At 46.7% G+C, this 21,721-nt stretch carries 19 protein-coding genes; 13 read left to right on the top strand and 6 right to left on the bottom strand.

What is annotated here, in order from left to right; genetic code table 11:
- Nucleotides 1-84 precede the first annotated feature (84 nt).
- Both FD47_RS09715 and FD47_RS09710 read left to right on the top strand, forming a co-directional pair.
- Nucleotides 85-651 (top strand): sugar O-acetyltransferase, encoded by a 567-nt coding sequence (locus FD47_RS09715; RefSeq protein WP_054735351.1) that lies wholly within the window; start codon nucleotides 85-87, stop codon nucleotides 649-651.
- Nucleotides 652-768: 117 nt separating this feature from the next.
- Nucleotides 769-2,073 carry a nucleobase:cation symporter-2 family protein gene (locus FD47_RS09710; protein WP_171034986.1) on the top strand — a complete coding sequence of 435 codons (1,305 nt, stop codon included), beginning with the start codon at nucleotides 769-771 and terminating at the stop codon, nucleotides 2,071-2,073.
- 105 nt (nucleotides 2,074-2,178) lie between these two features.
- Here the strand turns inward: FD47_RS09710 and FD47_RS09705 are convergent, their stop codons facing one another.
- Nucleotides 2,179-4,062, bottom strand: a complete 1,884-nt coding sequence (locus FD47_RS09705; RefSeq protein ID WP_054735354.1) for a S53 family peptidase — start codon at nucleotides 4,060-4,062, stop codon at nucleotides 2,179-2,181.
- 519 nt (nucleotides 4,063-4,581) lie between these two features.
- On the bottom strand, nucleotides 4,582-5,514 hold the full coding sequence (locus tag FD47_RS09700; protein WP_054735356.1) for a LysR family transcriptional regulator: 933 nt from the start codon (nucleotides 5,512-5,514) through the stop codon (nucleotides 4,582-4,584).
- 324 nt (nucleotides 5,515-5,838) lie between these two features.
- Here FD47_RS09700 and FD47_RS09695 point away from each other — a divergent pair, with 324 nt between their 5' ends.
- The 6 genes from FD47_RS09695 to FD47_RS09670 all read left to right on the top strand — a co-directional run bounded on the left by FD47_RS09695 (nucleotide 5,839) and on the right by FD47_RS09670 (nucleotide 12,421).
- Nucleotides 5,839-8,163, top strand: a complete 2,325-nt coding sequence (locus FD47_RS09695) for a glycoside hydrolase family 65 protein (protein WP_054735358.1) — start codon at nucleotides 5,839-5,841, stop codon at nucleotides 8,161-8,163.
- 153 nt (nucleotides 8,164-8,316) lie between these two features.
- Nucleotides 8,317-8,796 carry an arginine repressor gene (locus tag FD47_RS09690; protein ID WP_054735360.1) on the top strand — a complete coding sequence of 160 codons (480 nt, stop codon included), beginning with the start codon at nucleotides 8,317-8,319 and terminating at the stop codon, nucleotides 8,794-8,796.
- 155 nt (nucleotides 8,797-8,951) lie between these two features.
- Nucleotides 8,952-9,983, top strand: coding sequence for an ornithine carbamoyltransferase (argF, locus tag FD47_RS09685; protein ID WP_054735362.1), 1,032 nt, complete (start codon nucleotides 8,952-8,954; stop codon nucleotides 9,981-9,983).
- A 134-nt stretch (nucleotides 9,984-10,117) separates the two neighbouring features.
- A complete protein-coding gene (locus tag FD47_RS09680) occupies nucleotides 10,118-10,774 on the top strand; it encodes an HAD hydrolase-like protein (protein ID WP_054735366.1) in 657 nt (218 codons plus the stop codon).
- 239 nt (nucleotides 10,775-11,013) lie between these two features.
- The gene (locus FD47_RS09675; protein WP_054735369.1) at nucleotides 11,014-11,502 is read left to right on the top strand and encodes an RNA polymerase sigma factor; all 489 of its coding nucleotides are present in this window, start codon (nucleotides 11,014-11,016) and stop codon (nucleotides 11,500-11,502) included.
- Nucleotides 11,495-12,421 (top strand): sigma factor regulator N-terminal domain-containing protein, encoded by a 927-nt coding sequence (locus tag FD47_RS09670; protein ID WP_054735372.1) that lies wholly within the window; start codon nucleotides 11,495-11,497, stop codon nucleotides 12,419-12,421. Before FD47_RS09675 ends, FD47_RS09670 begins: the two co-directional genes overlap by 8 nt.
- A 200-nt stretch (nucleotides 12,422-12,621) precedes the next feature.
- On the opposite strand, the gene FD47_RS09665 is transcribed toward FD47_RS09670, so the two are convergent.
- The gene (locus FD47_RS09665; protein WP_008211546.1) at nucleotides 12,622-12,960 is read right to left on the bottom strand and encodes a DsrE family protein; all 339 of its coding nucleotides are present in this window, start codon (nucleotides 12,958-12,960) and stop codon (nucleotides 12,622-12,624) included.
- A gap of 1 nt (nucleotide 12,961) precedes the next feature.
- Complete coding sequence (locus FD47_RS09660) at nucleotides 12,962-14,392, bottom strand: DUF2252 domain-containing protein (RefSeq protein ID WP_156404148.1); 1,431 nt, start codon at nucleotides 14,390-14,392, stop codon at nucleotides 12,962-12,964.
- Nucleotides 14,393-14,709: 317 nt separating this feature from the next.
- On the opposite strand from FD47_RS09660, the gene FD47_RS09655 reads away from it, so the two are divergent.
- Nucleotides 14,710-15,288: a methylated-DNA--[protein]-cysteine S-methyltransferase gene (locus FD47_RS09655; protein ID WP_054735374.1), complete on the top strand. Its 579-nt coding sequence runs from the start codon at nucleotides 14,710-14,712 to the stop codon at nucleotides 15,286-15,288.
- On the opposite strand, the gene FD47_RS09650 is transcribed toward FD47_RS09655, so the two are convergent.
- Nucleotides 15,260-16,108, bottom strand: a complete 849-nt coding sequence (locus tag FD47_RS09650) for a hypothetical protein (protein WP_054735377.1) — start codon at nucleotides 16,106-16,108, stop codon at nucleotides 15,260-15,262. The genes FD47_RS09655 and FD47_RS09650 overlap by 29 nt on opposite strands.
- A 16-nt stretch (nucleotides 16,109-16,124) precedes the next feature.
- Nucleotides 16,125-16,553 carry a helix-turn-helix domain-containing protein gene (locus FD47_RS09645; protein ID WP_054735381.1) on the bottom strand — a complete coding sequence of 143 codons (429 nt, stop codon included), beginning with the start codon at nucleotides 16,551-16,553 and terminating at the stop codon, nucleotides 16,125-16,127.
- 123 nt (nucleotides 16,554-16,676) lie between these two features.
- Here FD47_RS09645 and FD47_RS09640 point away from each other — a divergent pair, with 123 nt between their 5' ends.
- The 4 genes from FD47_RS09640 to FD47_RS09625 all read left to right on the top strand — a co-directional run bounded on the left by FD47_RS09640 (nucleotide 16,677) and on the right by FD47_RS09625 (nucleotide 21,665).
- On the top strand, nucleotides 16,677-17,639 hold the full coding sequence (locus tag FD47_RS09640) for an alpha/beta hydrolase (protein WP_056980598.1): 963 nt from the start codon (nucleotides 16,677-16,679) through the stop codon (nucleotides 17,637-17,639).
- A 55-nt stretch (nucleotides 17,640-17,694) separates the two neighbouring features.
- Nucleotides 17,695-19,356, top strand: coding sequence for a ribonuclease Y (gene rny / locus FD47_RS09635; RefSeq protein ID WP_082620241.1), 1,662 nt, complete (start codon nucleotides 17,695-17,697; stop codon nucleotides 19,354-19,356).
- A gap of 210 nt (nucleotides 19,357-19,566) precedes the next feature.
- Complete coding sequence (locus tag FD47_RS15835; RefSeq protein ID WP_054735383.1) at nucleotides 19,567-19,863, top strand: hypothetical protein; 297 nt, start codon at nucleotides 19,567-19,569, stop codon at nucleotides 19,861-19,863.
- Nucleotides 19,860-21,665: a hypothetical protein gene (locus FD47_RS09625; RefSeq protein ID WP_054735386.1), complete on the top strand. Its 1,806-nt coding sequence runs from the start codon at nucleotides 19,860-19,862 to the stop codon at nucleotides 21,663-21,665. Before FD47_RS15835 ends, FD47_RS09625 begins: the two co-directional genes overlap by 4 nt.
- Nucleotides 21,666-21,721 lie beyond the last annotated feature (56 nt).

Genomic DNA, 21,721 nt, shown 5'->3' with positions numbered 1-21,721 from the left:
GGGGGCGGCGTTTTTTTGTGTCTGGCGCCGGAATTCGTTAATATGGGTACCGAGACTTGATTATCGAGGAGGAAATAGATAAATATGACAGAATTAGAAAAATTGGATGCTGGTGAACCATACTACTTTTTGGACGATCAGGTGGCTGCTCGAAAGGCGCGGGCTGCCAAACTATGTCAGGAATTCAACAGCATCCCAGCAACTGAACCTGAGAAGCTGACCGCCAAGATCAAGCAAATTTTTGGCAATACTGGCCAACGGGTTTCGGTTCAGGCGACCTTTAATTGTGATAATGGCCAAAATATTTCGGTTGGCGAAGATTTCTTGAGCAATTATAACTTGACGATTCTAGATATTGCGCCAGTTACCATTGGCAGTCACGTGATGATTGGCCCCAACGTTGATATCTACACGGTAAACCACCCGGTTGATGCGGTTGCCCGGCGAAAGTACATGGCCCAGGGCTTTCCAGTAACGATCGGCGATGACGTCTGGATCGGCGGAAAGGCATCCATTATGCCTGGCGTAACGATTGGCAGTAACGTTGTGATTGCCGGCGGGGCGGTTGTGACCGCAGACGTTCCTGATAATGTGATGGTTGGCGGCGTTCCCGCCCGGATAATTAAAAAGCTGCCACCAATTCAAGATTAGAGTGGGTCGCAAATTCACGACTGGTACCGTTATCATTCGGAATTCTCGTTGTGATTACGCATTTTTCATGTTAATATGATCTTATCACTTTAAACACGAATGAAAAGGGAGAACATCATGAATAATGTTTCTGTTTCGGATAAGAAAACACCGATTCGCAACGCAATTTTAGGATTCCAACATCTGCTGGCCATGTATTCCGGCGATATTTTGGTTCCGTTGTTAATTGGTGGGGCACTCCACTTTAACGCCATGCAAATGACCTATCTGGTATCAATGGATATCTTCATGTGTGGCGTGGCAACGCTGCTTCAAATTCGGCGGACCCCAATTACCGGGATTGGGCTGCCGGTTGTGCTTGGCTGTGCCGTCGAGTACGTGGCACCACTGCAGTCAATCGGAAAGAACTTTGGATTAGGTTACATGTATGGGGGAATTATTGTTGCGGGGCTGTTTATCATTATCGCCGCGAAACCATTTGCCCACCTGCGCCGGTTTTTTCCACCAGTTGTGACGGGTTCCCTGATTACTTTAATTGGGTTTACATTGATGCCGGTTGCCTTTCAAAATTTAGGCGGCGGCGACGCGACCGCTAAGGCCTTTGGTAACCCAACTCATCTATTCCTTGGCTTCTTCACCGCCCTGATCATTGTCGTCCTGAATATCTGGGCGAAGGGCTTCATTAAACAAATTGCGATTTTAATTGGGATTCTGGTTGGCACCCTGACCGCCGTTGCGATGGGGACGGTTGGGTTCGAATCCGTTGGTCAGGCGCAGTGGGCTCAGTTGCCCCAGTTCTTCTATTTTTCAGCGCCTAAATTCGAATGGTCGTCGATTGCGACCCTGATTTTGGCCGCATTGACCTGTATGATCGAATCTACCGGGGTTTACTTTGCATTAAGTGAAATTACCGGCCGGAAGCTGGAAGACCGGGATCTTGAACATGGCTACCGTTCCGAAGGGATTGCCGCAATTTTGGGCGGGGTTTTCAATACCTTCCCATATTCCACTTTCTCGCAGAACGTTGGGATCGTGCAGCTTTCCGGGATTAAGAAACTTGCGCCGATTTATTATTCAGCATTCTTCTTAATGATTCTTGGTTTGATTCCCAAGTTTGGGGCGATTGCAACGTTGATTCCGGCTTCCGTTTTGGGTGGCGCAATGCTGGTCATGTTTGGCATGGTTGGTGCCCAAGGGATCAAGATGTTAGCTAAGGTTGATTTGAACAACAAAAACCTGTTAATCATTGCCGTTTCCATTGGGTTTGGCCTCGGGGTTACCACCCAGCCGGCGCTGTTCCAATACCTTCCCGCAACCGTTCAAGTTATTATGAGTAACGGGATGGTGGTCGGAAGTTTCACGGCCGTTATTTTGAACATTTTATTAAATCATACAAGTTTGAAGAATCGGGTTGAGGAATAACTTCAGCTGGGGGATTGCCCCCTTCACGATTGTTAATCATTAAACTAAAGGAGATTCAGTGCCGATGATGGCATGCTGGATCTCCTTTGCTTTTGTCATATGTGATTATTGATAGTTATCATACAGTTTTTGGAAGTTGACGGTTCCCAAACCGGTTGCCTGGTTATAAAGTTTCCCCGGCTGACCGGTGTAATAGAGGTTTGAGTTGTTAGTGTTACTGTCCATGACGGTGAACGGTGTCTTCTCCTTATCCTGTGCAAGTTGATAAATCTGGGCGTTCCACAGCCCCATTCGCTGGCCCTTGCCACTGTTCATGACGGCGGTTGCGCCGTTAAACTGGGGAGCCACAAAGCTGGTGCCGCCCTGGACGGACCAACCCTTCATGGCCTTATCGTAAACTTGGTAACCCGTAAGTGGATCAGCGTTGGCGGAAACGTCAGGATAATTACGACCATAGTCCGTACCGCTGAGCAATACCGGGTTCATCCGCGGCTGCATCAGGTTTGAGATGTACTGGCGGGCGTTGAAGGTATTAACACCGGAAACGCCTTCCTGGTACTGAGGCGTGTTGTAGAGGTGACTGATGCCACCGCCGCCACCGGCAGTGGCTAAGCTGAAGAGCTTAATGTTGTTGAGCAGTTCGTTTCTTCCCTTGGTGTAGGCGTTAAAGAGGTAATCGCCGCCCCAAGCCCGTTCTTTATTGACGGAGACGCTGACACCCTTTTTAATTTTGCGGCTAAACGGAATCGTTGTCCCGCCAGTTGCCGTTACCCACGGATTGTCTGCCGGGAAGAAGGCGTAGGTGCTGTAGTTTGGAATCTTGATCGGCCCGATTTTGCCGCCAACTCCCTGCGCTAAAGCCCCCGAGTCACCGGATGCGATGAACGTTGAGATCCCCTGAAGCGCACCCTGCGCCATGACAAGGTTCATCACTTGGCCATAAACCGGTGACAGGAGATGATTGTTTTTATAGTAGTGAAGCATGTATTCGTTAATCCCCCAACTCATTGAGAGGGACCCGACCTTGTTCTCGTCAAACGCGGTGGCGAAACTGTTTACCATGCCGACATCACTGAAGTTGGCGTGATATAGCCGAATGTTGGCTTGAGGGGCCACAGCTCCGGCTTGCTCAACATCAACCGTGGTTTCAAATTGGGAGGTTTTATCGTTAGTTGCCTGAACGGAAGGTGAGGCAATGTTTTTAATGCTAATCCGGTTTGGCTTAGTGGCAATGTGCTCGGCCTTCCAGAAATGTTCGGCGTTGGCCTTGTCAAAGCCGGCAAAACTGACAATGCCGACCGTCTGCCCCTGACCCTTGAAGCCCTGATCATAGAGCGGCGAAAGCTGATAGCGATTGGTGAACTTACTTGGCGCATACTTGGCGACCGGTTTAGCGGCCTTCTTCGCGCTCTTCTTGGCAAGCACGCTGGCCTTAACGTTGAGGCTGGTAATCCCAAGAACGGTTAAAACGTTGTCGGCTAACTTTGCGGGGAGTTTCGGGCGTTTGGTTGAAAACTGAACGGGATTGCTGTGGTATCTCGCTGATTCCAAGTTCGTGCCAAAGGCCTTATTGACGTTCTTTGCCGACCCTGACACCTTCAAAATCAGGTTATTGGAAAATGTCTGCGTCTTTAGATGATATTTGGCAAAGTAGGGCCGGTACTGGCCGACAACTTTAGCGGGCCGGCCGAATTTTTGGCCGAAACGCGCCGGGGTGTAAAATTCTTTGAAATTGGGTTTGCCCGGGGTGTTAACGTTATAAATTTCATCGGTCAATTGGTTCTGATTCTGGGGCTTCAACACAATGTCTAACTGAATATGCTTGTTGGGTGACACGTGTTTTTTGCCAATTAGCTTGGCTAAAATTTTGTTGATGCCATACGGATCTTTTCCGGCGTTCTTCTTTGACGCCGCCGATGCCGTTGGTGCGACCAGCAGCAGAACTGCCAGTCCGGTGGATAGTGCGAGTAAACTCTTTGCTTTCTTCATGATTTTTCAGACCCTTCTAAATTGCTTCCCCTGCAACTTAAAAAAACGGTTGGATCCTTCACCGGTTATCACTGACTCCCGGCAATTTTGCTCAAACGAGTACCCAACCGATTTCTCCATTATTAATCATATTCAGCAGCTTGATAGCGCGCCCTCAGTTAAATGTTCACAGTGACGTGTACGGTTATGTATCGAACAAATCTTGGAGAACAATTGATACGTCAGCAGTCGGCGTTAGATAATGTGCCCCCAATGCTGTAAAACAACCGCTTTCTCCCTTCTAGCCATTGTTAGGGTACTCTGAAAAATAATGTATGTCAATCAAGTTACATAAATATGAATTTTCTGTGACGAAAATAGCTAAAACTGTTATTTAAAAGGGTACTAAAATATCTAAACAGTTATGTTATCAACCAAACCAATTTCTAAAAATGCTAATTGATGCGAACGCATCTCGTCAGGACACGGCGATCAACAAAAAACGGCCCCCGCAAAGGCTTTGCGAGTGCCGTTTGATCATTATTTTTTAGGGGCGTATTCCGATACAACGTCTTTGATAATCCCTAAAAGATCGGTAACTGGTTCTGATGTCTGTTTTGTCTTCATATAAGTGATCCCAAAGTCGGCCGTGATTTTATCCGTTGGAATCCGAACGATGTTCAACTTCTTTTGCTGCTCATCGGTAATGAACGGCTTAGTGGCGAAGACCTCTGGCGAAACAGTGGCGCCCAATCCGTTGACAGCCAGATCAGCTGAGAGGTGAATGTCAGGAACTTCTAAGCTGTACTCTGGTGAAACGTTGAGATCACTTAAGAAGTTGTTGACCAGTCGTTGGTAGTAGTCCTGTTGGGGAATGCCAATAAATGGTTCGCCGGAAAGCTTCGTAAAATCGAGGGTATCGTAATCGACGACAAACTTGCCCGGTGTGAACAATGATGAGGATTCAGGAATCACTAATACCAATGGCACGCTAGCAACTGGTTGATACTCGACCTTTGGATTGGACAGTGGATGACCAACGAAGAAGTCGAGTGATCCGGATAACAGGCGTTTCTCAGCGTCGCGGCTATTCGTGCGAATCACTTGGGCGTGGATCTTCGGGTATTTTCGCGAGAACCGAATTAAGATCGGGTCATAGAAATCATTTGGTAAAATCTCGTTGGATGCGATGGTGAGATGACCGTACTTAAATTCGGACAGGTGAGTCATTTCGCGATCCAAATTGGCACGCAGACGATTTTCTTCCTGAAGGTAGGAAAGGAGTTTTTCACCCGCATATGTCAATTGGATTGGGTGAGATGAACGGTCAATTAAACGAACACCAAAATTGACTTCGGCGTTTTTAATCACCCGACTAATGTATGGCTGTGTAACGAACAAAGCTTGAGCGGCCTTGGACATATTACCCTGGGCCTTAATTTCTTCAAGAAACGAAAGTAATTTGCTGTTCATGTTATTTCTCCTTCGTGAAAATTCACAATGTGGGACGATTAATCTTAGTTTACAAACTGATTATATGCTAGTCGCCGTTTGAATGCATGCATATAGACTTATCAACTTATTAAAGCAAAGTAACGAGTCAATCAAAATTATAACAACCCAGAAACAGGGAGTAAAGCGTTAATTGCAGCTGCCATCTGACATTTACTTAAATTTAACAACTCCTAAAAGATTACTATTTCGTACTAACATAAAAATGTGAATTTTTTGCTAACAAAAAGTGAAAACTTTGTGTAGAATGGTAAAATTAAAGCAATATGCAGGAGGCCAGTACTCATGAGAATTGAACAATCACCAGAATTTCAAATTCATCTACAAAATTTACGCAGCAAAGAACCACTCTTTCTAGAAACGATTTATAACGTCGGGAATGGTCACCTTGGGGTCCGGGATTCTAACCCGCTTCAGGGCAATAATCCCGACTACATTGGTTCTCCTGGCTTATTCATTAACGGCTTTTTTGATTACAACAACGTGTCATACGGCGAAAAGTATACTGGTTATCCCGAAAATGATCAGGTCATTAACCGGCTGCTGGATCCCCGATATATTCGGATTAAGGTCGCTAATGAAGACTCGGCCACTGATCACTTCGTGGTTGACATCGTCGATAAAAATTTAGACATGCAAACGGGATTGCTTCACGAAATGTTTTCAGTGACGACCCCCGAAAACCGCAATTTTAATCTGGTCGTGGAAAGCTTTGCCAGCCTGAGCAAGCAAAACGTGTATGGGATTCGTTATTCCATTATTCCGACGAACTTCGATGAAGACGTGGAAATCATTAAACTTCATAATTATGTCAACCAGATGACCCACCAGCAGAATGAAGACATGCGGGTTAGTCAAAGCGTTGGGCAGATGCAATTGGACTTTATTCCGGATAACGGGCAGCCCAGTTATTTGGTGACCACGTTTAGAAGCCAGCAGGGGATCATTTTAACCTTTCAAGCAAATGAAAATTACGCCCCAGATCCGAAGATTGATTACTTTAAAGATGATAATAATCAGTATGGTTACAGAAGCAAGTATTTTGCAAAACGCGGCAGTCAGAAGAACTTTGAGTTTCTCTTCGCGATTGGCAATATTCACCCCCTGGTCAATGCGCGGATGTATGCCGATCAGTACCTCTCATCATTAAATAACTATATTCGCGATACGACCTTTGAATCGGAACTTCTAGCTTCGGCCCAGGTCTGGCAGACATTTTGGCTCCACAGTGACGTCCAAATCGATGGCGATCCCCGGAGTCAGCTCTGCCTGCGATTCAATCTATTTGAGTTGAACCAGTCGGCGGGCCGCGACGAAAAGACCAGCATTCCTGCCAAAGGACTGACCGGTAACGGATATGGCGGCCACTTCTTCTGGGACACCGAGATATTTATGCTGCCGTTCTTCATTTACACCCAACCCGATCTTGCCCGTAAATTGCTGATGTTTCGGTATCATACGCTTCACGTCGCCCAGCAGCAGGCCAGTGAGTTTGGCCTTTCGAAAGGCGCCATGTACGCTTGGCGGACCATCAACGGTTATGAGTCAAGCTCCTACTGGTTGGCGGGTATGGCCCAATTTCATATCAATGCTGACATTGCCTTTGCCGTCGATCAGTATTATACGATTACTGGAGACGAGGCGTTTTTCCAAAATTACGGTTATGAAATTATCGTTGAAACAGCCCGCTTTTGGATGCAGTACGGTAACTTTGCGACGATTAATGGTAAGAAACAGTTTGTCATTAATCGCGTGACGGGGCCTGACGAATACAGCGCGCTGGTTAACAATAATTACTTTACGAATTTAATGGCCCAGTACAACATTCGCCTGGCAGTCAAGTACGCGCATGCGTTTAAGGGTGTTGACGACGTGCTCAGTCACCTGAATTTGTCCGAAGCGGAAGTGACAAAAATGCAGGAGGCCGCTGATTTGATGTACCTCCCGTACAATAAGGAAAAGAACGTTAAAATTCAGTATCAGGGATTTGAACAGTTACCTGATATGCATATCGATCAAATCGACCAGAGCCAGTTCCCGCTGCTGCTTCACTATCACCCATTGATGCTGTATCGTTATCGGGTCAATAAGCAGGCGGATACGATTATGGCTGATATTTTGTTTCCAAAGGGGAACACCCTGGAGCAGCTGCAGGCCGACTATGATTTTTACGAACCCATTACGACTCATGATTCCAGCCTATCCAAGGCCATGTATGCGATTGCTGCATCAAGGGCCGGGCGCAAGAAGCAAGCCTATAATTTCTTCACGCAGGCGGTTAGAACCGATTTGATGGATCTTCACCATAATACCCAAAACGGCATTCATGCCGGAAGTTTAGGAGCTGCCTGGGAAGGGGTGGTCTACGGATTCGCTGGGGTTGTGAATAATGCCAAGCACTTTAGCTTGGAACCTAAATTGCCAGCGGCTTGGAATATGATCCGTTTCAAGTTGCGGTTACGAAGGACAGAAGTGCTGTTTACGATTTATCAAAATGAGGTCCAGGTTGAACTCATGCATGGTAAAGCCTGTGAGATTTATGTATACGACAAGAAGGTCGCGGTTGACTCTTCACATCCAAAGGAATCTTGCCGCTATGAAGTGCGGTAATTACGGCACTTCAACGACTTTTTCGAATTAGTTTGAATTAGTTGTAGCCAAATGTTGAAATTTGTATTATGATTTGTATTGATAGATTATGCAAATTAAACGATAGATTATGAATATTTAAGCAAACTATTTTTGAGCGAAAGGATTTTCCTAATGAAAAAGGATGCCCGCCAGGCAAAAATTGAACAGATTATTAACCAATACAGCATCACCACTCAGGATGAACTGATGGCGCGGCTAAAAGTTGCTGGCATTTCGGTAACTCAGGCAACGCTGTCCCGCGATATTCGTGAGATGCAGATTGTCAAGCAGCCGGATAGCGCGGGAAATTCCCGCTACATGATATTTAAGTCGGGAAACCAGAATGAGCTGGAACGCCTGTACCGGATGATTAACGGAACGGTCACTGAGATCCGCCAAGTCCAATTCGTGACGGTGATCCATACCCAACCAAGCTATGCCAATCCGCTGGCGGCAGTGATCGATGACCTTCATATGGACGATGTTGCGGGAACGCTGGCCGGTTATGATACGGTCGTGATGTTTTCCCCGTCGGTGCCGGCAGCCGATCGTATTAAGGCAATGTTTTTGAAGCACGCAAACCCGGATTTGTTGATGGGGTCACAAGAATAGCCTGCGAGAAGACCTTAGACGTTAGTGCCTGGGTGTCGCCCCTAAAGGGACTTGCCAGCGCCTTCAGCGCGGGCTTCGGAGCAGTGTATCAGGTAAAAAATTAACCGCAGCATTCACTAATTAACCCATTTTCAGGACGATAGGAGCGATATAGGATGACAAAAAATTTCAAACAGAATGTATTTCAAGGTCGCAGTGTTTTAGCTGAAAAGGACTTTACGGCCGGTGAACTCAACTACTTGGTCGATTTTGGCCTGCATTTAAAGGCCCTCAAAAAGGCCGGCATTCCCCACCATTATTTGGAAGGAAAAAACATTGCCCTGCTGTTTGAAAAGACGTCCACCCGAACCCGCTCCGCCTTTACGACAGCCGCCATTGATTTAGGCGCGCATCCTGAATACTTGGGCCACAATGACATTCAGTTAGGTAAAAAAGAATCAACTTCTGATACGGCCAAGGTCCTCGGCAGCATGTTTGACGGGATTGAATTTCGGGGTTTTAAACAAAGCGACGTTGAAATTTTAGCTCGGGACAGTGGCGTGCCGGTATGGAACGGTCTTACGGATACGTGGCACCCAACCCAGATGCTGGCTGACTTCATGACAATCAAGGAAAACTTTGAGTCATTGGATGGTTTGACGTTGACATTTATGGGGGATGGCCGCAATAATATGGCCAACTCCTTGCTGGTTACCTGCGCAATTCTTGGGGTTAACGTTCACATTGTGGCGCCAAATACCCTTCATCCCAGCGATGAGGTTCAGCAGATCGCCAAGGGCTTTGCCAAGAAGTCCGGGGCGGAAATTTTGATCACCGACGATTTGGATAAGGGCCTTAAGGGATCCAACATTGTTTACACCGATGTTTGGGTATCGATGGGTGAAACCAATTGGGAACAGCGGATTAAGGAATTGATGCCGTATCAAGTTAACATGGCGGCTCTCGAGAAGACCGGCACGCCTGACGATCAATTAATCTTCATGCATTGTCTGCCCGCCTTTCATAATGCTGATACCGAGTATGGCAAAGAGATCCAAGCGAAATACGGGATCACCGAAATGGAAGTCACTGACGAGGTCTTCACCAGTAAATACGCCGTTCAGTTTGAAGAAGCTGAAAATCGGATGCATTCGATTAAGGCAATGATGGCGGCAACCCTGGGGAACTTGTTTATCCCTAAAGTATAGTAACGATAATCAATCTTTTGCGATCAGCCGGGTGGGGAAGTTAGCCAACCCGGCTTTTTTGGCACTTGCTTGCATTTCACGCCGAAATAAGCGACACTGAATACCATAATTACAAAACGAAAGTAGGAATTTAAATGACCCAATTGTTTTTCGATTTTGACGGAACGATTGCTGACTCTGAGGTTGGCATCGTCAAGTCGCTTAAATACTTTGTTAAGAAGATGCATCTTCCTGAACTGACCGATGATCAGTACCGTCAATTTATTGGGCCAGCACTGATTGAAAGTGTGCCGCGGTTCTATCCAGGTTTGTCCAAGGATGATATTTTTAACGCGCTGAGCTATTATCAAGAATATTACCGCAGTAAGGGGATCTTTCAGCTGACGATTTATCCCGGAATTTTGGAGGAATTAGCGAAACTCAAGCAGCGGGGCTATCAATTGCACATCGCTTCGGCCAAGCCGGAAGAAATGATTCGAATGATTAACGATAAGTTTAATCTCGGCCAGTATTTCGAAGGTGAGTTTGGCGCGTCTGCCGATGAAAAGACTCGGGTCACGAAAACAGCCGTTTTGAAGTATGCGATGACCAAAACCGGCGCGAAGAAAGCCGATAGTATCATGATTGGCGACCGCAATACCGACATGATTGGCGGCTACGAAAATCACGTCAAGACACTGGGCGTTACCTACGGATTTGGCGATGTGCCAGAACTTTCGGCAGCTCATGCCAGCGCAATTGTTAACCATCCCAATGAGATTCAAATGGGTGTGGAAAAATTGGTGGGCTAGTTATTGGAAGAAACGTAAATTAATCAGAAATGAGGCCGGGACAAAAAAATTGTTCCGGCCTCTTGTTTTATCCGAATGTTACATAGTGGAATCGTGCGCTAAAAAGCAGCTTCCGGCCGTATAAGNTAAGCCACTTATACTCTGGAAGCTAACCGCTTTTTATCGCACACTCGTTTTTTTGCGAGAAGGGCGTTACTTTTTTCCGGTTCAATCGTTATATAGGTGGAGAGGGGGTTGTCATGAAACTGAATGGGTATGAAGCACAGCTAAAGCCAATTCTGGATGAGTTGTGTTTGTATTTGGTGCGTCAGGGTGCCAAGAAAGGCGTGGCGGAAGACATTGTTCAGGATGTGTTTGTCAAAGTGCTGGAAATGGATTTGTTTTTACCACCAAACAAAATTAAGCCCTATATGTATCGAATGGCCAAAAATCGCTACATTGATTACTATCGGCGGCGACAAAAGTTGCAATCGATTTTAACGACGTACTTAATTCCCCAGTCGCCGACCGCCCATCCCGGCATCATTGACCGATTGGATCCTGATATCTCACGGGCAATGGCAAGGCTCTCATCCAAGGAGCGGGAACTATTGAAGCTAAAGTACCTTGACGAGTGGTCAATTAATGAAATTGCGGTTAGGCAGCATAAACGGCCGAGTTCAATTAAGATGCAGCTTTATCGGGCCCGGAAAAAATTGCGAAAGGTGATGGCAGAAAACGATGAATGAAGACAAACAATTTGAAAAGCTGGCCAGGAAAGTGAAGTTTCGGCGCTGGCTGATCACACTAGCAACGGTGGTGATCACCGTTCCGATTATGTTACTGTTGATGTATCGGGGAACCCAGTATTTATCAGGGATTCAGTCCCAGCAGCTGAATCAGAAAATGGAAATTGCCGAAACCGTGATGGCGCCCAATATTCAATTGAGCGATCAAGTATTGGACAACACCTCCGTTTGGGGCGGTAACGTTGTGAGTCGCCGTTACAAAGTCATTGACGGGTATCACGTGCCGTGGTCCGCGGTTCAAGGCAAGTATTCGTGGTTCAATAACACTTTGGCTGACAGCGTCAATTTAAATGATTATGAACCCAACGCGGTCTACGATCGGATCACCCAAGTAAAGGAGCCAATCTTTTATAATAATCGACTTCGCCACTCAGAAGTGAAGCGGGTCAATGAGCTTCCTGACGTCGCAAAAATGCGAAACTATGTCGCAGAAGTCGCCGTAACGTTCAAGAAACCATTGACATATCAACAAATTCAAAGTAAATTACCCAAGACTATCCATGCCGATTGGTACTGGATTGGGGTTGGTGGCAAATTGGATCCAACGATGGATGGGAGCAACTTTCTTGGCATCCAAGCCGATGGCGGTCGGTTAATGAACCAGGATTATCGTTATTTCCACAAAACCCTCCAAAAGGTCACTTCGGAAAACGTGGGCTTGGATTCAAACGGGGCCATTGCCAAGTACGCTCACCAATATGCCCGCCAAAATCCATCGCTGAAGAAGGCCGTTTTCTATGGGGTGATTTTAACTGGCAGAAGCGAACAGTTTAGTCGGATTAAGAACCAAACTTGGTACGTGGAAAGCTCTGCGGGGGCGACGGTAAAGCGGGTCCCGTATATTAAGCCGCAGTATTAATTCTGTTGTTTGAACTTAAAAAAGGCAGGCACAAACTTTTGATTTGTGCCCGCTTCTTTGTTTTGTTCGAATGTTACCTAGTGGAATTGTGCGCCTCAAAGCAGCTTCCCGCCGAATAAGCAACTAATCTCAATATCCAGGACCGGGATATTCAGATTAGTTACTTATTCTCTGGAAGCTAACCGCTTTTCGGCCCACACTCACGGTTTTACATACGCATATCCCTGCTCCTGCAGAGCGATTAAATCCGCGACACCCGCCGGCACAATTTCGACGTTATCCGGCAAATCCTTGGCCTCGACGCCGTGACTCTTCATGGCGTTGGCGCAGGCGTGGAAACGGACAAATTCTTTACCGCATTTTTTGACGGCTTTGTGGCCCTCGTCAGTTAAGTATCCCATGATGCCGTCACCGTTCACCAACACGGTGATTTGATAATCTTCACCCTGTTGATTCCCGTAGTTGACCAGATTTTTGATGTTACCAACTGTGTGGGACCATTTACCAACTTCGTCAATGTGAAAGACAACTTTATGCATCCTAGCTTTCCTCCTCGGCTAATTTTCCGGTATCATAAGCTTCTTTGAACAGTTTGTAGTCCTGATGGACCTGCTTGGAATAGGCATTGGCCCAGTCGACCAGACTATTGACCAGCTTTTTCTTCTTGCCAATATAACCACGAACCATGCCGGCTGTCGGGCTTTGCGCATGACCGTGAGCTAAGAGGAGCGCGCAGATCTTGGCATAGTTGGTGAAGTCGTCCGTGTCCAACCCGTTTAACTCAACGGATTCTTTCATGTCCCAGAATTGGCGCACGTAAAAGCTCCGCCCGGAATCATTATTGTGATAAAAGCCCAAAAATGGATCTGACGCCCGCTGCAGGACCTGTTGGCAGGTGACGATGCGCTCGCCGTTGTCCGGGCCGCTTTGGCTGTATTTGGTGGTCACGTCGAACCCTTGAAACCGGCGGGTCTGCAATGCTTCTTTAATCTGTAAGACCAGGTGGCTGCCGTCAATGGCGGTCAGCAGCACAAGGTAACAGCGGGTTCCAAAACTTCCGACGCCGACACTGTGCCGGACAATGTCACTAATGTGAAATTGCGACAGTAGGACGGCGACATCCGGGGTCACTGTTTGCAGATATTTTTGCAGATGATCGGCCACCTGCTGATACCGCTTTTGAGAGACATGCACCGTTTTCGGGGGATTCTCACGGAAGACCAGGTGCCCCTTTACGTCCAGGGTCGTAAACTTTTTAACCACCTTTTCAGAATCACGGGAAAGCGCACTGCGTTTGATCTTTTCCCAAATTTTTGGCAGTGAGTTGCCATCAGACTCCGATTTCAGGAAATTTTCGACTTCCGTGGAGAAGTAGTAACGTTCCAATGCCGAGTGGTCATCGAAACATTGTTCGAGAATCTGCTGGTAAGTTTGAACGGCCGCCTTTTCGATACTGGTGATTTTATCAGCGTCGAGTCCGTTGAGTTCACCGGCCAAAATGATACTGACCAGCAGCCGGCGCACATCCCAATCCGAAGAACCGATTGTCGACTCGTCGAAGTCGTTGAGATCAAAGAGCAGCTTGCGTTCTGGGGATGCGTAGAACCCGAAGTTACCAATGTGGGCGTCACCGGAAATGACCACTGGAATGTTGGATGACGTTTGGTGGGAAAGATCATAGGCCATCAGTTCATCGGTTCCTCGGAAAAACGAAAATGGGGAGGCGGCTAATCGCTTATGCCGCAGGGGAAGCAGCTCGGAAATGAGCTTTCCCTCAACGTGTTCGATGCCGGTCACGACATCGCGCTTAACCGGTTTAAACTCAGCCAAGCTTTCAAAGGGCACCTTATCTCTGATGTCATGGCCCATGTGGATCAGTTCACTGACAGTTTTATTAATCCGAATTTCACTAAGATCGTAACGCAATTTTGACGTTTTTTGGACTGCAGGATCTTTTTGCGTATTTGCCATTGATGCGTCGTTCCCTTCACAAGTTAATAACTTCATTGTGCTTGAGTCATGACTAACAGTCAAGCGGATTGACGGGGATTGCACTAGTTAAGAACTTGTGAAGGCTCAGGGTCGTTTACCACTATCTTTGGTAAGTATGGTAGGATAAAATTAGATGTTGTTGGAATTCTATTATTTTATAAACTAAATGTGCTCGGCGGCTTGGGTGGTACGGTGTCTAAGCATCAAGCGGCCAAAATCCAAACCCGGGATTTCAACCGCTTGACGCTTAGACACCGTACCACCCAAGCCGCCTCACACTCTGGAGATTTTACCTCATGAAAAAACTTTACTGGCAAAGCCTTGAAATCAATCAGCAGACCTTTTACTTTACCGTGACCGACAAGGGCTTGAACTTTGTTTCCAGTCCCCATCGTCACATTTCTGAGCTTTTTGATTTCTATCCTCATGATCGCTACACCTACCAATTTATGTACGATGAAAACGTTACTGGCCTTTATCTTGATGAATTTAACGAGTTCTTCGATAAAAAGCGCCAGTCCTTTGACGTGCCGTTAGACCTGAGCGGGATTACTAATCAACTTGAACTCAAGGTAATTGACGCGCTTCGAGAGATTCCTTACGGTGAGACCGTCACCTACAAACAGTTGGCTGAAAACATTGGCAAACCCAAGGCTATTCGGGCGGTCGCCAGCGCGGTTGCTAAAAATCCGTTTCTGATTGTGGTGCCGTGTCACCGCGTGGTGAAAGCCAACGGTGAGATTGGCGAGTATCGGGGCGGTACCGATACCAAAAAAGCGCTTCTCGAATTCGAGAAGACGCCGCTTGAAAAACAACCTTTAATTAAGAAAATTCCGTTACCTAAACTTAGTCAACTAGGTAGACCTGGTCTTTAATCAGGTCGAAGGGCCGGTGGTGTGCGTTTAATTGTTGCGCTGCTTCCGGTTCAATAAAGTGAGCGCGCTGCCAGAAGGCTTTTGAATTGGTGGCGCCGTTTTTTTCGCCGATGACGATCAGTTTAAGATCGTTATCGGCTTTTCTAACTGCGTCAAGAACGTCCAGGTCAACGCCGCCCTTATCTGGCGCCCAGCTCATAATGACGTATTTAACCTGATCCTGATATTTTTCAATGGCCGCGATTGCGTCAAGTTTCTCGATAGGGATCACCTGATGCTGACCAGTCTGGTTCTCGCCGACCCATTCCAAACTGTCGGTGGGATAGACGGTCGTCCCTAAATCTTTCAAGCCCTTGGAAATGTAGCCGTTGCCGGCCATAACCTCTAAGACCGCGTCGTGACCGATATAGTTGGCCAAACTTTTGACAAATGGACCGGAAATATAAGCCCACATCCCGTACTGATTTTCTAAGTAATCACGATATGAACGCAGCGCCTTGTCCAATTTAGGCAGGGCTGCCGATAGTTGATCCCACAATTTGTCACCTTCGGGATCCCCCTTATCAAACTTAGCATTAATGGTCTGGAAGATTTGATCCTGAATGTCATCAGGCAGCAGCAATTCTGGGAGCTCCTGCGGCAGTAACTTTGATTGAATCAAATGATCGCTTTCCAAGACGTTGTTAATTAGAAATTTGACACTTGGAAAATCGCTGAATAAATCGCGATATTGCTGCATTTGTTTGATATAATGAGACTCGGTTGAAGTTGTTGGGTGCTTCTTTTTAAGTAATTTCTTCTTTTGCTTATTTGACAGCATATTCTCTCCTCAACAGTTATTGATCATTTTGATCCATCCCTAAATCCAACTCTTCCTGTTGAATTCTTGGGGCAGGGGCCTGGGCGCGGCCGGTCTTACCGTGAACGTAACCGGCGATGAGCTGGTAAATTTCATAACGGTCGGCTGAACCAAGGCTTTGGCCGTTAAATTGTAACGACTTGTCCGAGATAAACATTCGGCCCAGATCGTACGTGTTGTTTTCGGTGAGGCCGGTTAAATAGTCCATTGTGACGTTAAAAAGCGAGGCGAGCTTTTGGACCTCGACGTATGACGGGGTCCGCACACCCCGTTCCCAGTTTCCGATTTGGGATGGCGTATTTTCGTGCTTGTCGTCAGTCGGAAACTGTTTGTTTAATTCATCTGCGAGGGCGGAAAGCGTCAGGTGCTTACCGCGTCTCAATGCTCGTAATCGTTCTGGAAACATGCTATCACCGTCCTTATTCATTGTTTCTATTATACTGCATTTCCGTTACCTAGAAGGTAGAAACAGCGGAAATCCCATGCTTTAGCCATAACTTCACGTAATTAGTTCCAAATGCAAACTAAAATGGTGGTTGATTTTAAATTGAAAAAACGAACAAAAATCCTTATTTCTTGCGCCGCCCTTATTTCAGTGGTGACGGTCGGCCTATTTGGAGCCGGACTATATTTTTACAAAGTTGCCGTGGTGCCGGCACCCAAGGCGTTTTTGAGCAAGCCGGTGGAAATTAAACTGGGAAACGTCCTTTATCCCGCCCATAAATGGTATCAGGAAGTGACCAAGGCACGCTGGCACGAGATCAGCGCGACCGATCATTTAAAACTTGACGCTAACTATATTCCCGCCGCAAAGCCAACTGCCAAGACGGTGATTGTTGCTCATGGGTTCATGAGTGATAAGGATAAGATGTTTCAGTATGCCTATATGTTTCATCATCTGGGGTACAATGTTCTGCTGCCGGATGCCCGCGGGCATGGTGACAGTCAGGGTAACGTGATCGGTTATGGCTGGCCGGACCGACTAGACTATGTCAAGTGGATTAAAAAGGTGATCGCCAATAACGGAACCGATTCGAAAATTGTGGTCTTCGGGGTCAGTATGGGTGGCGCCACGACGATGATGGTCAGCGGTGTTAAAAACGTGCCCCACCAAGTGAAAGCCTACATTGAGGACTGTGGCTACACGGATGCTTATGATGAAATCGCCTATCAGGCCAAGCAACTGTATCATTTGCCAAAGTTTCCGTTGGTCAACATTGTGAGTGGTATCAACTGGGCGAAGAACGGCTACACATTCAAGGAAGCCAACGCTCTCAGCCAGGTGCGCAAAAATCGCAAACCAATGCTGTTTATTCACGGCGCCCATGATCATTTTGTGCCGACCAAAATGGTCTACCCGGTTTATAAAGCCGATCGGGGGCCGAAGCAGTTACTGATTGTGCCCGGTCGCGGCCACGCCCGATCGTATCAGAATCACCCCGAACTCTATACGCAAACCGTGAAGAAGTTTTTGCATCGGTATATCAAATAATCGAATGAATATGTTAGACTATCATTAGGACTATTTATAGAAGGGAGGTCCGGACTTGATCTATGTCATTATTGCTGTAATTGCGGTTATCGCAATTATCATTGGCGCGTTTAGCGGGATTCAAACGCAAAAGCGCCGTTATGCGCAAAAAATTGCCCAGGCCCATCAGGAAGCTGACAAGCTGCTTGAAAGCGCAAGGGTGAAAGCCCAGGAAGCATCTGAAAAGCTGACTTCTGAAGGCGATCAACAAACAGCCGATTATAAAGAATCAATTGAAGAGGAACTTGACAGCTATCAAGCTGATAATGCCACCCGGCAGATCCGGATTGACCAGCGGGAAAACGGGTTAAAACAAACCCAGGCACGACTTGATCAGATTCATGAAGATTTAGCCAAACGAAACGATGAGTTGGATCAAACCAATAAGACCATTCAGGAACTGCGATCTCAAGCTAACCAATTAGCCCATGATCGCTTGGAGACGTTACAGAAGCGGGGTCAGTTATCTACTGATGAAGCCAAGAAACAGATCTTGGACGCGTTAACACGGGACTTAAATCGGGAACGCGATGTTGAACTACGATATCAATCCGATGAGGCCGAAGTTAACGCCCCGAAGTTAGCCAAAATCATGGCGATTGATGCGATTCAGCGCGGCCCGGTTGATATGCCGCGGGAACATACTGAACACACCGTTCAGATTAATGATCGCAGCGTTAAACAAAAGCTGGTTGGCCGCGAAGCTCAGAACATTCGTTACATTGAATCGCTCACTGGAACCGATCTGGTTTTCGATCCGGATGAATCGTCAATGCTGCATATCGTGACGGCGGATCCGATTCGTCGCGAAATTGCCAAGACGGTCTTAACAAATTTGGTGGTTTCAAAGCAAATTAACACCCAATCGATTGAGCATCAGGTTGATATGGCGCAAACCAACGTCATGGATGACATCCGAAAGACCGGTGAAAAAACGGTCAGTTCTCTGCACATTGGCTGGATGCACCCCGACTTGATTAAGATCGTTGGCCGTTTAAAGTACCGAACAAGTTACGGGCAAAATGTTTTGAATCACTCGGTGGAAGTTGCCGATATTGCCGGGCTGCTGGCTTCGGAGTTGGGACTTGATGTTAAGCTTGCCAAGCGAGCCGGCCTGTTGCACGATATTGGTAAAGCCATTGATCGTGAAGTCGACGGAACCCACGTGGAATTAGGGGTCAAGATTGCCGAAACCTACGATGAAGATCCACAAGTGATTAATTCAATTGCGTCTCACCATGGCGACGTTGATGTGACAACCCCAATCGCGTACTTGGTCGCTGCCGGAGACTCGATTTCCGGTGGGCGTCCTGGTGCCCGAAGCGAATCGGTTGAAGAATACGTGAACCGCCTGAAGAGTCTGGAACGAATTGCCAGCAGCAAGCCTGGCGTTAAGGAAAGTTACGCCATTCAAGCTGGTCGAGAAATTCGGATTATGGTTGATCCGCATCAGGTTAACGATGAACAGAATGATGAGATTGCCAATCAGGTTAAGGATCAGATCGAAGAGGAGCTGACCTATCCTGGTAAGATCAAAGTAACGTCAATTCGTGATTTTAAGGCGTTTGCGTTTATCGGGACGGACACTAAGAAAGCCCATCATTCGGCACCTAATCGCTCGCGGTCAAGTAACGGTGGCCACGCCAAGCACGCTAAAAAGGCGGGAAACCACGCATAAAAATAATAACGATTTAAGCAAGGCTGAGGAGTTTGTTTCCTCAGTCTTTTTTACGCAACGTTGGAATTAAGGCGGTTATTATTAATAAGTAAGATTCCTAAACTTACCCTCATTTATAACAAGACGTTAATGTATATGTAATACTAATGACTTAATCAATGGGTTACAATGTACACGTGTTAAATAATTAAGGGGTAGGAGTTGTTTGAATTGAATATCAATTTGAAGAAATCGTTGTTTGTTTCGATGACAGCGTTGGGCTTTCTTGCGACTGGCACAATTGGGAATCACCCAGCATTTGCGAAGAGCCGGGTGCGGGTTACATCCAATAGTGCGTTAAAGACGGCGGGATCATCGAGAAACGTGATCTTTACCGGCAGCAATGCACTTTATAACAAGGCGGCCACGTTGAAGGGTGCGCGCAGAGTCGCTTCAACGAGTACGCTGCGTAGCATTGCTAATTCTGGGCGGTCCTCACAAAATGTTCGGGCGTACCGGGTGGCTTGAAGGCATATTCGACATTCAAGCAGGGCACGGTTTCGAGTGATATGCAAACCGGCACGTACAAGTTGGCAAATCCGGGAACGAGCACCGCGACATACGTGAAGCCGGCGTGGACTCAATATAAGGTTGGTAAAAAGGCTGCTGATACCAGCGCTTATGCAGATTCCGTGTACAAAATTGATGAAGCTGGTACCCGAACTAAAGAGGGCGACCAGTGGGTTCACATTTACGCGTATGAAGGAAATGCTGGTGCGAATGGTTGGATCTTGGCTTCACAATTAAAGGCCGCCGACAGTTCCAGCAGTTCAAATAACGGCAACAACTCCCAGCCAACAACGGATAAGATTGCCGATAATGCTCTGCGGATTAATTTTGTGGATGCCGCAACTGGGACGCCCGTCAAGTCGATGGACTACATTAAGAACGGCGGTACAAAGGGATCAACGCTGGGAACGCTCACCAATGGCGTTTGGCAGTTAGGCGCGAATGATCAAACGGCCCTTCAGACCCAAATGAATGCCACGTTAAATGCGTTGGGCTATTATCCGGGCGCATTGACGGTTGACCAGATGGCTTCTTTAGCTCAGGGCGTTTTGGGTTCCTCAGTTACCATTTCAATTCAAAAGGGAACCAAGCCAATCGTTGATAAGGCGGTTCAAATTCAACTGACCGATCCAAATGGTAACCTGATCAAGAATGTGGACTACACCAACGCCACCGCCGCAAATGGTAAAACGCTGGGAACGGCTAACGGGTCTTCATGGACGTTGGCCGTAGCTGATGTGACGGCGATTCAGGATCAGATTGTGAAGGCGCTGAAAGGCACCGGCTATGGTCTGAACGACGATAATAAGTTGACCACTGATCAACAGACGGCGTTGGCCCAGACCGTCTTTGGTGGGCAAGTGAAGATCCAGACGGTGATTCCGAAGGCGCCGGAAATTGGGGATAATCAGGTAAAACTAACTTTCGTTGATGATAAGGGAACGACAATTGGTTCCATTAAATTGACGAAGGCTGACGGTGAAAGTACCGTTCAAAATACGATTAAGACAGCTGCAAATGGAAATGATCCGACTGCAGGTGGGGATATTTCTACGAAGGCTTATTCCGCTCTGCTTCGAAAGGCAAATATTAAGGGTTATGGCATTGATGGCTCCAAATTATCCGCAAATAGCCAGGTAATCAAGGGCGCCACTTATGGTAATGAGATTAAGTTGAGTGTAAAGTCTGTTGAGGCTATCTCACTATTTTCAAATATTGCGTTTTATGACTCTAAAAATTCCAATGAAACAATCGGCTATCTTGAAGACGCAAATGGTAAACGCGATACGGATAGTAATTTTGCAAAATTACTAATGGGTGATCCAAATGTAAACGGGGCAGTTGGCGATACGATTAGTTTTTCGGACTTCAACAAGGCAATTAGTTCAAACAGACTTGAAACTATCTACTATGCTGCTAGTCAATGGCTGGGGCTCCCTGATAAACATCACTTGGATGCTAATGATTTGAACGGAACCGGGGCATCTATATTTAATGCAGACCAGTCAGGCAAGACCATTTACGTATATAAGTTGTCAATTTCTGCAGGTGCAAATGGAGACAATGTTTTATCGGGAAGTGATTTCTCTGGAAAGATACCGTTCTTTGGCGAAGATGGCAATGCTACAGTGGGTGCAACTGGTGCACCGGTAGCACTAAAATATAGTGAAGAATCTGGTACACCACATAAGTACACGCTCAATGGCGATAACTTCAACGTCAAATCACTTGCTGAGCTATATGCTAAAAACCCATCGTGATCAATTTTCTTGGATTTAATTTTTCTTAGTTAACGCGTTGTGCTAGTTGTGTCACA

Origin of the sequence: Lentilactobacillus parafarraginis DSM 18390 = JCM 14109, from assembly GCF_001435895.1 — a bacterium.
GTDB lineage: Bacteria > Bacillota > Bacilli > Lactobacillales > Lactobacillaceae > Lentilactobacillus > Lentilactobacillus parafarraginis.
Note: the sequence above shows the minus strand (reverse complement) of the source record. Positions and strands in the feature narration are given on the sequence as shown.